This is a genomic window from Thiosulfatihalobacter marinus (genome assembly GCF_016019955.1).
Taxonomy (GTDB): Bacteria; Pseudomonadota; Alphaproteobacteria; order Rhodobacterales; family Rhodobacteraceae; genus Shimia; species Shimia marinus_A.
Map to the genome: position 1 here is coordinate 60,978 of NZ_JAECRZ010000015.1, position 12,751 is coordinate 73,728.

A 12,751-nucleotide genomic window follows, 5' to 3' on the forward strand; every position below is an offset into this window, starting at 1 on the left:
ACTCCCCCGGGATATTTCCGGCCAAAAGAAGCCGGGGTCAGATCAGTGTCTTGAGGTTTTCGATATGATCAGGGAACTGGCGGGCGGTGATGTCGGACTGGCGAACCAGCTCGTCGAAATGGTCGGTAAAGGCGGCGACGCGTTCGGTATCGCGAAAGGCAAGATAATTGCGCCCGAGGTAGAGCACCGCAAGCAGGGGGCCGAAGACCGTGATCGGGCTTGAGAACAGGCGGTGCGCGTCGAACAGGTAGAGGCGCAGGCGCGGGTAAAGCTGGGATGTGAGATCGGCGAACATGTCGAGTTGTTGGCGGCGGATCGTGGCGGGGAGGCCGTGATAATAGCCGGTGCCGCGGGCGAAGCTTTCGATATCGTGGCGGGGCAGGGCGATCTCGTAGTCCGATTGCGAGGACCGCATCCAGGTCAGGCGGTCGCGCGATGCGTTGATGGCCTGTTCGGTGGTGCGGCCCAGTTGCGGGGCGTATTCCCAGACCAGCAACTCGTCTGACTTGAGCATGTCGGGCAGGCTGGCCGGGACATGGCGGATCTTGTATCCGGCGGCTTCCTGGTGCCAGTGAAAGATCTGTTCGTCGACCAGGGCGCGGGGGGCGGCGGTGACGGTGAGCGAGTTGGCCAGGATGTCGGCGGCGCTTTCGGGGCGGTCGGTGAGGCCGAGCAGCCAGTCGGCGGACACGCCAAGGGCCGAGGCGCATTCGCCCACCACCTGGGCGTTGGGCAGGCGCGCGCCATCGTCCTTGAGCAGTTGCGACACGGTCGAGCGGTCCACGCCGATGCGCCGTGCCAGCGCGCTTTGGGTTGTGTTCTGGGCCTGCATGGCGGCGGCCAGTCTTTGGCGAAACCGCGTGGCGCGCGAGCGTTTGTCGATAATTTCATTCATGTGGTGATATATATCACCTTTGTCGAATTTTGTTAATCATATTCAGAATTCCGTACACGGCACGTGGGCGATACCAAGACCGTGATCAAGACAAACCGATATCGGGAGGCGATATGGAAACGCGGGGACGATCAGTGCTCAAGGCCGTGATCTGGAACGGGATCGGGCTTTTCGTGATGAGCATCGTCGGGCTTTTGGCCACCGGGTCTGCGACCATGGGGGGGATGCTTGCGGTCATCAACACGGCGATCGGTTTTACGCTGTATATCGTTTACGAACGTATCTGGGCGCGTATTCGCTGGGGGCGGGCGCATGGCTGATCCGCGCAAATCGGCGGCTTTGGTCGAGTGGCCGACACTGGCGCTGCTGGTGGTGTGTTACGGTGCATTTGTTGCCGGGACCGTCTGGCTGGCGGCATGGTGGGTGCCGGCGGGAATTGTGGTGACGACATTGGCGATTGCCTTGCATTCCTCGTTGTCACATGAGGTGCTGCATGGCCATCCGTTCCGTTCGCGACTGGCCAGCGAGGCGCTGGTATTTCCGGCCGTCGGGTTGGCCATACCCTATGTCCGGTTTCGGGATACGCATCTGGCGCACCACCTGGATTCGGTGTTGACCGACCCCTATGACGATCCCGAGAGCAACTATCAGGATCCGGCGGTCTGGGTGCGGCTGCCGGTGTGGCGCCGGGCCGTTCTGAATTTCAACAACACGTTGGCTGGGCGCCTGTTGATCGGTCCGCTGATAGCGCAGGAAGCCTTTATGCGGGCCGATTGGGCGGCGATCCGGAGCGGCGACCGGGCAGTGCTGAAAGGCTGGCTATGGCACATTCCGGCGTTGGTTCCGGCAGTCTGGTGGATGTTGGCAGTGTCCAGCCTGCCGGTCTGGGCGTATTTACTGTCAGCCTATATGGGGCTTTCGATCCTGAAAATCCGCACCTATCTGGAGCACCAGGCCCATGAGCGCGCGCGCGGGCGTACGGTGATCATCGAGGATCGCGGCCCGCTGGCGTGGATATTTCTGAACAACAACCTGCATGTGGTGCACCACATGCACCCGCGTATGCCGTGGTACCGCCTGCCGAAACTGTTCCGCGAGAACCGGTCGCGGTACCTGTCACGCAATGACGGCTATTATTTTCGATCCTATGGCGAGGTCTTCCGGCGCTATCTGATGCAGCGCAAGGATCCGGTGCCGCATCCGCTCTGGCCAAAACCGTAACCGGAGGTCACTAAGGCGGCATGGAGCTTTGGATTGTCGCCTCGGTCGCGGCCGCGCTGTTTCAATCGGTGCGGTTCATGTTGCAAAAACATCTGGCACGCGTGGCGCTGTCGGCGGGTGGCGCCACGTTTGCGCGGTTTGTTTATTCGGCGCCGCTGGCGGTGCTGATCCTGGGCGTGGTCGTGATCACGATGCGCCCCGGTCTGAGCTGGCCCGGTGCGGGGTTCTGGATCTATGGCGCCATTGGCGGCGCGGCGCAGATCGCGGCAACGGTTTGCACCGTGATGCTGTTCGGGCGCCGCAACCTTGCCGTGGGCATGACATTCATCAAGAGCGAAGTGCTGCTGACGGTTCTGATCGGTCTTGCCGTTCTGGGAGAGGGGGTAAGCGGGGCCGGGCTGGGCGCGATCGTGGTGGGGGTGGCCGGGGTGCTGGTGCTGTCGGGGCCGCTGGAGGGCGGTGACGGCTGGCGGCGGTTCCTGAGCCCGTCGGCGGCTTTGGGGCTGGGGGCGGGGGCGTTGTTCGGTGTGTCGGCCGTGAGTTACCGGGCCGCATCGCTTGGGGTGGCGACGGATGCGGCGCTGTTGCGGGCGCTGGTGACGCTGGCGGTGGTCACGTCAATGCAGCTTGTCGGCATGTCCCTGTGGCTGGCGTGGCGTCAGCCCGGAGAGATCGGCCGCGTCCTGGCGGCCTGGCGCGGCGCCGGATTCATCGGCTTGACCAGCATGGCGGGGACGTTTTGTTGGTTCACGGCATTCACTTTGCAGAATGCGGCCTATGTGAAGGCGGTTGGTCAGATCGAGCTGATCTTTGGCATTCTGGGAACGGTGCTGATTTTCCGCGAGAAAATCAGCGGGCGCGAGTATTCCGGTATCGCCCTGCTGGCGGTGTCGATCCTGGGGCTGATTCTGTTGGCCTGAGATGCGCCGCCTGACGGCCCGCATAGCGCCCGGGGTCCGGGGCGCGTCATTCGTCTTGCGGCGAAGGCGTGCGGCCCTTGAGTCGGAGAAACAGGCTTTCTTCCTCGTCATTGCGAAAGAAGGGCACGTTTTCCGGGGGGGCGGTGTCGTTCACGCGACCGGCAATTTCGGCCAGAACCACCTCGGTAATGAAGGGCAGGTCGAATTCCCGCGCTTTTTGCAGCGGGATCCATTGCAGGTGCGAAAGCTCGTCGCAGGCGGCGGAGAAATCATCAAGGTCAGAGGCGATTTCACCGGCATCAAGCAGGAAAAAACGCGCGTCGAACCGGCGCGGTCTGCCCGGCGGGGTGATGGCGCGAAAGACGAACTGTAGCGGGTGGGCCGTGGGGACATGGCCGGTGGCGGCGTAGGTCTGCCAATCGGCGGGCGGGGCGTTTTGCCAATGTCCCGGCGTGCCAAGGATCAGCCCGGTTTCTTCCCACAATTCGCGGATACACGCGACACCAAGTGGATGCGCCAATGCGGGATCGGCATTTTCGCACAGCCGGTCGCGGCAGACTGTCGGCAGGGGCGCGGCCAGCGGAATGTCGGCATCCTCGCGGTCGACGGCGCCACCGGGAAACACGAACTTGTTGGGCATGAAGGCGGCCTGGGCGCCGCGCTGGCCCATGAGGATATGCGGATCGCGGAGCCGGTCGCGCAGGACGATCACGGTGGCCGCGTCGCGAATGGCGGTCTTGTCCTGGGTCATGTCTGCTCCCTGCCGGATGTGGGTCAGGCGCCGGTGCCGGAGAACCCGTACATGCGCCGCGCCCATTGAAACGCGACAACCGCCCCTTTCAGTCTGGGCAGAAGGTAAAGCGACAAGGCCACCGCGCCAACCGCAAAAATCGTGAACAGGATCAACGGCTCGGGACGCCAGGTGACAAAAACGAAATGCAGCAAAGGTGCCATCAGGTGGCCGACGATCAGGATCGTCAGATAGGCGGGTCCGTCATCGGCGCGCTGGGGTGTCAGATCCTCGCGGCACACCGGGCAGTGATCGCGCACCTTGAGATAGCCCTTGAGTATCGGGCCGTTGCCGCAATTTGGGCATCTGCGCCGCCACCCCTTGATCAGGGCCGGCCATAGGGGGCGGTCTTCCGCTGTGGCGGTCATGGTGTTCATCGGGTCCCTCGCTGGTGCCCGGCCAAGATGTGATCAATTACCGCATAATTAAAGGGTGCAAAACGCCTTGCGTCCCGATGTCGCAAAAAATGTGCCTGCGTCGGGGCAAATATTTTTGCGACGGAATGGCGGGGCTGGTGCGTTTCAGTTTCATAAATCGGGCAAGAGGCCGGGTTTGACGAGCAGGACAGGATGTTCTGGCAATAGGAGAGTTGACACATGAAACGTAACCTTTTCATCACCGGTGTCGTCGTTGCCGCAATCAGCGTGACCGCGTTTGCCGCCAATGCCAAGGAGCAGGGCGGCAAGATGCGTGGCCCGCAGGAACCGCGCATCACCTTTGAGGAGCTGGATCTCGACGGCGATGGCTTTGTGACAGAGGACGACATGGCGGCGCACGCGGCCGCGCGGTTTGCGGCGTCCGACAGCAATGGTGACGGCGTGCTGAGCGCCGACGAGCTGGAGGCGGCGACGCTGAAGCGGATGCAGGACCGCGCTGCCGGGAAGGCCGGCAAGATGATCGAACGCCGTGATTCCAATGGGGATGGTGTGCTGAGCCCGGACGAGATGGCGCCGCGCAAGGATCGCTCGGCGAAAATGTTCGAGCGCGCCGATACCGACGGGGACGGCAAGATCTCGAAAACCGAATTCGAGGCCGCGCGTGACAAGATTCGCGAGCATCGCAAGGGGATGCGCAAGGGGCCAAAATCCGGCTCTGACGAGGGTTGATCCAGGTGACGGCGGGTGCCGACGGGTGCCCGCCGCCAATTGCATCGCTGTTCGCAAAAGGCTAGCCATCGGACGTTATGGACATGCCCTATGACTCTCAGGAAGACACGCCCGACGAGGCGCTTTTGGTTCTTTATGCCAATGGCGACGCGGCGGCAGCGCGTGCTTTGACGGTGCGGTTGACGCCGCGGGTGTTTTCTCATGCCTACAGGATGCTGGGTGATCGGGCCGAAGCCGAAGACGTGGCACAGGAGGCGATGATCCGGCTGTGGAGGATCGCCCCGGATTGGCGGCAGGGTGAGGCCAAGGTCACAACCTGGCTGTATCGTGTTGTGGCCAACCTGTGCACCGACCGGTTGCGCAAGGTGCGCGGGATTGCGTTGGACGCGGTGGCCGAACCCGAAGACGACGCGCGTGGACCGGTGGAAAGCTTGCAGGAACAGGCGCGGATGGATGCGTTGCAGGCGGCCTTGAACAGATTGTCGGACCGTCAGCGTCAGGCGGTGGTGTTGCGCCACATAGAGGGATTGGGCAATCCTGAGATTGCCGGGATCATGGAGATCAGCGTCGAGGCTGTGGAAAGCCTGACGGCGCGCGGGAAACGGGCGCTGGCGGCCGAACTGGCCGGGCAGCGCGAAGCTTTGGGGTATGCGGATGGCTGATATGGAACAGACGAATGCGATGCTCGACGAATTGTTCGCCGAGGCCCGGAGGAATGCGGAGGCACCTGTTTCCCCGGCTCTTCTGGCGCGGGTGCTTGCGGATGCCGAAGCCCTGCAACCGGCGCCACGGATCCTGGAAGCGGCGCGTCCACGCGGTTGGCGCCGATTTGTCACGTTGTTGGGCGGCTGGCCTTCGGTGGCCGGGCTGGCGACGGCGGCGCTAGTGGGTGTGTGGATCGGTGTCGCCGGGTCCGCTGGGCTGATCGGTGGCGAACTGGGCAGCGACCTGCTGTCGCTGGGACAGGAATCGGTACTGGCGGATATGGATCAAAGCTATGCGTTTCTGGTGGATTAGGGGGATCGGATGACGGAAGAGAGCAAGACACGGACCCGCGTGAGCCGGCGTTTTCGGCTGATTCTGATCGGGTCCTTGGGGCTGAACCTGCTGGTTTTCGGAGTGGTCGGCGGTGCGGTGATCGGCCATGTCTGGGGTGGCGGCGACAGGCGCTCCGGGCCGGAAAGCGTGGGCTCGCCATTTGCGCGGGCGTTGGATGTCGAGGACAGGCGGGCATTGAGCAAGGCGATCCGGCGCGCTTACCGCGCAGCTGAAATCGACCGCGAGGCGGACCGGCGCGGCCATGAACGCGTGCTGGCCCTGTTGCGCGCCACGCCCCTGGACACGGGCGCCTTGTCGGCGGAAGTGGAAAGCCAGGCCCGCAACGGCGCGCGGCGCCGGGATCTGGCGGAACAGCTTTGGATCGAGCGAGTTGCGGCCATGAGCGATGCGGAACGCGCTATCTATGCCGATCGGCTGGAAGCCACTTTGCGAAAGTCGGGGCGCAAAAAGCCGGGCAAAAGGGATTGAGGGAGAGTCAGGCCGCGGGCCGGCCGAGCGTGACCTGGTCCCGGCCATGCGCCTTGGCCCCGTACAGCGCCTGATCCGCCAGATCCAGGAGATCCGAAGCGGTGCTGTCGGGCGAGGCGCACTCCTCCTGGCGCAGCGCATCGCCCATGGCGACCCCGATACTGACGGTCACGGGGATCTGTATGTCGCGCCCCTGGAGATAGACCGGAGCGGCGCGGACCGCCGCACACAGGCGGCGGGCCACGGCACGGGCGTCGTGCCGGTCTGCGCCCTGTACGACGATCAGGAACTCCTCGCCCCCGATGCGCGCGATCAGGTCGGCATCCGACAAGGTGGCGCGCATCCGGCGTGCGATTTCCGCCAGGACAACATCGCCGGCAACATGGCCATAGCGGTCATTGACATCCTTGAAATGGTCCAGATCGGCCACCATGACGGCGAAATTGGTCCCCATGGTGCCCGACTGGCGGGCGATGCGGGCAAGTTGCGGCAGCGCAAAGCGGCGGTTGTGCAGCCCGGTAAGCGGGTCTGTCACAGCTGCATTCAACCCATCATGCAGGTTTTGACGCAGCCGATCGGCCAGACGTTTGCGCCGGATCAACGCCGCCAGACGCAATGCGGCCTCCTCGGGGTCGAACCCCCTTGGCATGACATCATTGGCGCCCAGGTCAAGGGCGTCGATGCTGGTGGCGGGGTCAGCGTGGTCCTGCACCACAAGAACTGCGGATTTGCGGGTGGCCGAACGGGCACGGATTTCGGCCAGGAAGCGCAGCGCCTCTTCCGGGGCGTTGGATTGCAGCGCGATGACAAAGGCATCGGGCGGCGGGCATTTGGACAGGTTGCGCAGGGCGTCCCCAAGGGAGTGCTGGCGCATCTGGCCAGGGGATATGGCCTGTAGGAGGCTACGCCAGCGCACCCCCTGTTCGGCCGATCCGGTCACGAAGGCCACCGACGCGGGTGCCTCATAATCGGGGGGTGGTTCGGCAAAACCCAGGGCGCGGGCGGCAGTATCGCGCACGCGCAGTTCCTCGATCGCGTCCCGATTGCGCAGCAGGCTTCGGATACGGGCAAGCAGCACCGCGTCGTCTTGCGGGCGGCTGATCACGTCGTCAACACCGGCCTGGAGGAAATCCAGCCGCGCGGCGCGTGTCGGGGCCTCTGCAACGATGATGACGGGCGTTTGGGCGCCACCGTCCTGCATGCGCAATCGCCGGCAAAACGCCTGGACGGTCATGTCGGGCAAGGCGCCGCCCAAAAGGACGATCGCCGGTGGGTTGCGGGCCATCTCTGCAATCGCGTCGGCCCCGTTTGAGGCCTGTTCCACATGGTAAAAGGCCGAGGCCAGCTTGACCTTGAGAACGATGCGATTGGTAGCGACGCTGTCGACGATGAGAATGCGGCCGGCCATGGGTGTACCTGGATGCTTGCCAAAGGGTTGCTTCAGTTTGTATGCGCATTGGTTAAGAAAAGATTGCGAAAGCCCTGAAAAATGTCCCTGTCTCCCGAAGCCGCCGAAACTCTGGCGTTGCAGGCCCTGGCCTGGCTGGTCTCCAATGATGAGTTGCTGCCGGTGTTCCTGGGCGCGACCGGGGCAAGCGAGGCTGATCTGCGCGCCCGGGCGGGGGAGGCAGAGTTCCTGGGCTCGGTTCTGGAGTTCCTGACGTTGAATGATGCCTGGGTCATGGCGTTCTGCGATGCCGGCAACATGGCTTATGAACAGCCGATGCTGGCGGCGCAGGTTCTGCTAGGGGCAGGGCGCACGCACTGGACCTGAGCCGGGCATGTGGCGCGACCTGCTTGTGTCAGGGCGCCGGGCAGGGCAGGGTCACAGGCAAAGGGCGGGAAGGGCAGAGGATGCGCGCGGACGGGATATTGTTTGACAAGGACGGCACGCTGTTTGATTTCGCGGCCACATGGAATGTATGGGCCGGCGGGATGATCCGGGGATTTGCCAACGGCGATGACAGCCTGGCGCGTGCGATTGCCGATGCGCTGGTGTTCGATCTGGATGCGGGCAGTTTCCGACCCGAGAGCTTTGTCATCGCCGGGACCAACCGCGAAGCGGCCGAGGCGGTTGCGCGGGTGATGCCGGGAGCCGACGTGGACCTTATCGAGCAACGGCTGATGCAGGATGCCGCGGTTGCGCCGCTGGTGCCGCCAGTGCCGCTGGTGCCTTTTCTGGACGGGTTGGCCGCGCGGGGGCTGCGGCTGGGGGTCATGACCAATGATTCAGAGTTTTCTGCGAGGGCGCAGTTGAAGTCGGCCGGGGTCGAGTCGCATTTCGATTTCATCGCCGGATTTGACAGCGGCTATGGCGCCAAGCCCGATCCGGCGCCGCTTCTGGCCTTTGCGGACCTGCACAAGTTGCGCCCGGCACGTGTGGTGATGGTTGGCGACAGCACCCATGACCTGATCGCAGGGCGCCGGGCCGGGATGCAGACGGTTGCTGTGCTGACGGGAATGGCCGAAGCCGGGGAGTTGGCCCCTCATGCCGATGTGGTCCTGCCGGATATCGGACATATGACGGCCTGGCTGACAGAGTGACCCCGTGCGCGCCGAGCGCGTGCGCACGGCTCAGGGGGTGATCAGGGTGACGCTCGGGATGCGTTCGATCTGGAACACGTCCTCGTCATAGGCTTCGGTCAACGCCTCGACGAGATCTTCTGTCCATCCGGGCAGATCAAGCTCTTCCTCCAGTTCGTCCTCGAGCGCGAACTTGTCCAGAAAGGCCGCAATCACCCGACGTTTCTGGACCTCTGTCAGGCCGGGATGGCTTGCAAGATAGGCATCGAACCGGGCCAGGCCCTCGGGCGACATGATATCCCGCAGCAGGTCGTTGCCCCCGTCAAGGCAGGCGATCGGATCCAGCCCGGCCATCTCGCGCATGACCTCTTCCCAGATCAGCGGCGTGTCCTCGTTGCACCAGACCGTGACGGGGACATGCGGCAGCGCCTCGCGGATTCGCAAGATCAGTTCCGACCAGCGCAGCGACATCGGAACCGATCCGTCCGTGGCCTCTTCAATGGTTTCCACCGGGCTGCCATTGACGATGGCGGGCAGAAACGTGGCCGGATCCCGGATCGCCAACAGGATTTCCAACTGGTCGGGCTGCATCAGTTCGGCAAAATAGCTGAGCCTTTCCTCGGCCTGGGGATATAGCCGGTCTTCGCGGATCGCGGCGCGGGGCACCGCAAAGAAATTGCTGTTGGACAGCACGATGCGGTCGGGTTTGGCATCGCCCAGCATTGCGGCGATGATCTTGTCGCGCGCACCCGGTGAGGGCAGGCTGCCCTTGTCGACATTCAGAAGCTCGCGGATCTGGCGCCGGTAGGAGGACGGTGGCGGCAGGGCAACGCCATGTCTTTCCAGAAGCCCGGTGTTTTTTCCGAGGCTTCCGAGCAGTTTGTCGTCATCAGTGAAATGGGCTCCGACGTGGAGGGCGACCTGCATGAGATTTTTGTCTGTTTTCTTTGAGTGTCCGGGTGCCATTATACCTTCGTTTCTGGACAGTGAAACCAGATTCAGGCAGATGGGTTGCAATGAAACCGTCAGAGACATCTTCCCGTCCCGCCGCATGGCCGCGCCCGAGCTTCAGCCCGTGGTCCGCCGGCGCCGCGATCATCGCGGGAATCGTGGTCGCGCCGATACTTGTTGTGTTCTGGATGGCGCTGAATCCGGCCGATAATATCTGGCCGCATCTCATGGCTACGACGCTTCCGCGCTATTTGTGGAACACGGTTGTCCTGATGCTGTCGGTCGGGGGGCTTGCGGCCAGCATGGGGGCCGGTGCGGCCTGGCTGGTCGCGCGTTACCGGTTTCCCGGTGTCGGCTGGATCCAGTGGGCGCTGTTGTTGCCCTTGGCGATCCCGGCCTATGTGGGGGCTTATGCCCTGGTCGACTTCCTGGAATATGCCGGCCCGGTACAGACCGGGCTGCGGTCTTTGTTCGGCTGGCAAACCGCGCGCGATTACTGGTTCCCTGAAATTCGTTCCATGGGAGCGGCGGTGATCGTGTTGTCGGCGGCGCTGTTTCCGTATGTCTATATCCTGTCACGCGCGGCATATCGCGAACAATCGGGCGAGGGCGAGGAGGTGGCGCGCTCGTTGGGGGCGGGCGCTGTTGCGCGGTTCTGGCGGATCGGCCTGCCGCTGGCGCGACCCGCCATCGCCGCGGGATCGGCTATCGTGATGATGGAAACGGTCAATGATTTCGGGACGGTCGACTATTTTGCCGTGCAAACCCTGACAACGGGCATTTTCAGCGTCTGGCTGGAAAGCAACAATGCCGGTGGGGCGGCGCAGATCGCGACCGTGGTGCTGATGCTGGTGATCCTGCTGGTCACGCTGGAAAAGACCTCGCGGCGCAAGATTCAGTTTTTCAGCCTGTCCACCCGCCACCGCCCGCCGACTCGTACGCAATTGCACGGGATATGGGGCTGGGGCGCCACGACCGTCTGCCTGATCCCGTTTGCCGTGGGGTTTGTTCTGCCGTTCAGCGTGATCCTGAGCTATGCCCTGGAAAATGCAGACAAATGGAGCGACCCTGCCTTGTTGCGCGCTTTGTGGAACACGGTGCGCGTGGGCGGCATCGCGGCCGTGGTGACGGTGTTGGCCGGGGTGTTCATGGTGTATGGTGTGCGTCTGTCCGGACGTAGCCTGCCCAGGCTGTTGTTGCCTCTGACCACAATCGGATATGCCGCGCCCGGGGCGGTGTTGGCCGTGGGTATCCTGATCCCGCTGGCGGCTTTGGATCACCGGCTGGCCAACGCGATAGAGGCTGTCTTTGGCGGGCGTGTCGGGCTGATTCTGACCGGATCGAGCTTTGCACTGGTGCTGGCCTACAGCGTGCGTTTCTTTGCGATTGCCCAGGGCGCGGCAGACGGCGCCATGGGGCGCGTTTCGCCCAGTCTGGCCATGGCGGCACGTTCGTTGGGGCGGACCAGATGGCAGACCTTGATCGAGGTGTATTACCCGCTGATCCGCAGCTCGGTCGGGTCGGCGCTGTTGCTGGTCTTCGTTGACTGCGTCAAGGAGTTGCCCGCCACGATGCTGTTGCGCCCGTTCAACTTCGACACGCTGGCGACGCGTGTGCATGATCAGGCCAGCCTGGAGAACCTGGGCGATGCCAGCCCGGGCGCGGTCATGATCGTACTGGTCGGACTGGTCGCGGTGGGGCTTTTGGCACGCGCCAACCGATAGGGAAATTTGCACTTGCGAACAGGGCGCATTCGCCGTAAATCGCGTGCGCAGTGCCCCTATAGCTCAGCTGGTAGAGCAACTGATTTGTAATCAGTAGGTCCGCGGTTCGAGTCCGTGTGGGGGCACCATTTAAACACCAGCTAAACACCGAGTTTCAAAGCAATTACCTCAATGAAATGAGGTGCTTGCGCAATCTGTGGTTGGGTTTGAGTGTGATTAGAACATAACATGAACCTTGTAACGCGAAGGCCATTACAAGGATTTCAAGAATGCCCCATATCAAATTCACCGACACCAACGTCGGCGCGATTCCGACACCGGACAAGACCGTCTGGTACACAGACCCTGAGCAGAAAGGCTTGCGCCTTTGTGTGACAAAGACCGGCGTCAAGACTTGGTACGTCAACAAGTGGGATCCGACAGCGAACAAAGTGCGCTCGGTCAAGCTCGCCCAATGGGCGTCGAAGGTGACGCACTGCAAATGGGCGAAGGATCAGCGTGGCCTTGTCGCGCATGGCATCGTGTCGGGCGACGTCTTGAACAAGGCCGAGACACGGGCGAAGGAGGCGGTCGAGCAGGCCAACGCGCTGCCGACGTTTCGCGAGGCTCTTGAACAGTTCATCGAACACCGCACTACCAGCAGGCAGTCAGGCAAAGCGCGGATGATGGAGACAACGGCCAAGGACTACCGCGCGACGTTCAACAAGCATCTGGCGCAATGGGCGGACGTGCATGTGGACAGGTTGCCGATCCTTGAAATCAATCAATACCTGAACGCGGTGCAGATCACGCGTCCGAACGCCGCCCACGTCGCGGCAACGGTGGCCGGGGCCACGGTACGTTTCATCAACAAGCTCTGCGCCCTTGCTCTGCCGATCCCGTCGCTGCTGGAAGGCACCAAGATGCGGTCGCGCGTCGAGACGGGCAAACTCGATATGCAAGTCCCATGGGAGGACCGCTGGGATGAGATCGAAGAAATCCCGAATGAGCATATCCGCCTGTGCTGGAAGATCACTTTGAAGTGGTCCCGGAAATCCGGACAGTTAGCTAAGGTGTATCCCGAACTTTTTGGAGGGATACGAGATGGCGAAACG

The 12,751-nt window shown here is 63.0% G+C and carries 16 protein-coding genes and 1 tRNA gene; 12 read left to right on the forward strand and 5 right to left on the reverse strand.

The window, feature by feature from the left end; genetic code table 11:
• Positions 1–37: 37 nt before the first annotated feature.
• Positions 38–895, reverse strand: a complete 858-nt coding sequence (locus tag I3253_RS17185) for a helix-turn-helix domain-containing protein (RefSeq protein WP_197919051.1) — start codon at positions 893–895, stop codon at positions 38–40.
• A 113-nt stretch (positions 896–1,008) separates the two neighbouring features.
• Here I3253_RS17185 and I3253_RS17190 point away from each other — a divergent pair, with 113 nt between their 5' ends.
• The 3 genes from I3253_RS17190 to I3253_RS17200 are packed head-to-tail and all read left to right on the forward strand — an operon-like array spanning position 1,009 to position 3,036.
• Complete coding sequence (locus tag I3253_RS17190) at positions 1,009–1,215, forward strand: DUF2061 domain-containing protein (RefSeq protein WP_197919052.1); 207 nt, start codon at positions 1,009–1,011, stop codon at positions 1,213–1,215.
• Complete coding sequence (locus I3253_RS17195) at positions 1,208–2,116, forward strand: fatty acid desaturase (RefSeq protein ID WP_197919053.1); 909 nt, start codon at positions 1,208–1,210, stop codon at positions 2,114–2,116. Before I3253_RS17190 ends, I3253_RS17195 begins: the two co-directional genes overlap by 8 nt.
• A 20-nt stretch (positions 2,117–2,136) precedes the next feature.
• Positions 2,137–3,036 (forward strand): EamA/RhaT family transporter, encoded by a 900-nt coding sequence (locus tag I3253_RS17200; protein WP_197919054.1) that lies wholly within the window; start codon positions 2,137–2,139, stop codon positions 3,034–3,036.
• A gap of 46 nt (positions 3,037–3,082) precedes the next feature.
• Here I3253_RS17200 and I3253_RS17205 read toward each other — a convergent pair whose 3' ends face one another.
• Positions 3,083–3,787, reverse strand: a complete 705-nt coding sequence (locus I3253_RS17205; protein ID WP_197919055.1) for an NUDIX hydrolase — start codon at positions 3,785–3,787, stop codon at positions 3,083–3,085.
• Between the two features lie 23 nt (positions 3,788–3,810).
• Complete coding sequence (locus I3253_RS17210) at positions 3,811–4,203, reverse strand: DUF983 domain-containing protein (RefSeq protein WP_197919056.1); 393 nt, start codon at positions 4,201–4,203, stop codon at positions 3,811–3,813.
• 219 nt (positions 4,204–4,422) lie between these two features.
• Here I3253_RS17210 and I3253_RS17215 point away from each other — a divergent pair, with 219 nt between their 5' ends.
• The 4 genes from I3253_RS17215 to I3253_RS17230 all read left to right on the forward strand — a co-directional run bounded on the left by I3253_RS17215 (position 4,423) and on the right by I3253_RS17230 (position 6,459).
• The gene (locus I3253_RS17215; RefSeq protein WP_197919057.1) at positions 4,423–4,932 is read left to right on the forward strand and encodes an EF-hand domain-containing protein; all 510 of its coding nucleotides are present in this window, start codon (positions 4,423–4,425) and stop codon (positions 4,930–4,932) included.
• Positions 4,933–5,009: 77 nt separating this feature from the next.
• Positions 5,010–5,594, forward strand: a complete 585-nt coding sequence (locus tag I3253_RS17220) for an RNA polymerase sigma factor (protein ID WP_197919058.1) — start codon at positions 5,010–5,012, stop codon at positions 5,592–5,594.
• Complete coding sequence (locus I3253_RS17225) at positions 5,587–5,949, forward strand: dihydroorotate dehydrogenase (RefSeq protein WP_197919059.1); 363 nt, start codon at positions 5,587–5,589, stop codon at positions 5,947–5,949. Before I3253_RS17220 ends, I3253_RS17225 begins: the two co-directional genes overlap by 8 nt.
• A gap of 9 nt (positions 5,950–5,958) precedes the next feature.
• The gene (locus tag I3253_RS17230; protein ID WP_197919060.1) at positions 5,959–6,459 is read left to right on the forward strand and encodes a periplasmic heavy metal sensor; all 501 of its coding nucleotides are present in this window, start codon (positions 5,959–5,961) and stop codon (positions 6,457–6,459) included.
• Between the two features lie 7 nt (positions 6,460–6,466).
• Here the strand turns inward: I3253_RS17230 and I3253_RS17235 are convergent, their stop codons facing one another.
• The gene (locus tag I3253_RS17235) at positions 6,467–7,867 is read right to left on the reverse strand and encodes a diguanylate cyclase (protein ID WP_197919061.1); all 1,401 of its coding nucleotides are present in this window, start codon (positions 7,865–7,867) and stop codon (positions 6,467–6,469) included.
• 81 nt (positions 7,868–7,948) lie between these two features.
• Here I3253_RS17235 and I3253_RS17240 point away from each other — a divergent pair, with 81 nt between their 5' ends.
• Both I3253_RS17240 and I3253_RS17245 read left to right on the forward strand, forming a co-directional pair.
• On the forward strand, positions 7,949–8,233 hold the full coding sequence (locus I3253_RS17240; protein ID WP_197919062.1) for a DUF3572 domain-containing protein: 285 nt from the start codon (positions 7,949–7,951) through the stop codon (positions 8,231–8,233).
• 80 nt (positions 8,234–8,313) lie between these two features.
• A complete protein-coding gene (locus I3253_RS17245; protein WP_197919063.1) occupies positions 8,314–9,003 on the forward strand; it encodes an HAD family hydrolase in 690 nt (229 codons plus the stop codon).
• A 30-nt stretch (positions 9,004–9,033) separates the two neighbouring features.
• Here I3253_RS17245 and I3253_RS17250 read toward each other — a convergent pair whose 3' ends face one another.
• Positions 9,034–9,909, reverse strand: coding sequence for a hypothetical protein (locus I3253_RS17250; RefSeq protein WP_197919064.1), 876 nt, complete (start codon positions 9,907–9,909; stop codon positions 9,034–9,036).
• Positions 9,910–9,998: 89 nt separating this feature from the next.
• On the opposite strand from I3253_RS17250, the gene I3253_RS17255 reads away from it, so the two are divergent.
• From I3253_RS17255 to I3253_RS17265, 3 genes are all read left to right on the forward strand, one after another.
• Positions 9,999–11,657: an ABC transporter permease gene (locus tag I3253_RS17255; RefSeq protein ID WP_197919065.1), complete on the forward strand. Its 1,659-nt coding sequence runs from the start codon at positions 9,999–10,001 to the stop codon at positions 11,655–11,657.
• 52 nt (positions 11,658–11,709) lie between these two features.
• Positions 11,710–11,785 (forward strand) — tRNA-Thr (locus tag I3253_RS17260).
• Positions 11,786–11,926: 141 nt separating this feature from the next.
• On the forward strand, positions 11,927–12,751 hold an 825-nt coding region (locus I3253_RS17265), incomplete at its 3' end, for an Arm DNA-binding domain-containing protein (protein WP_197919066.1).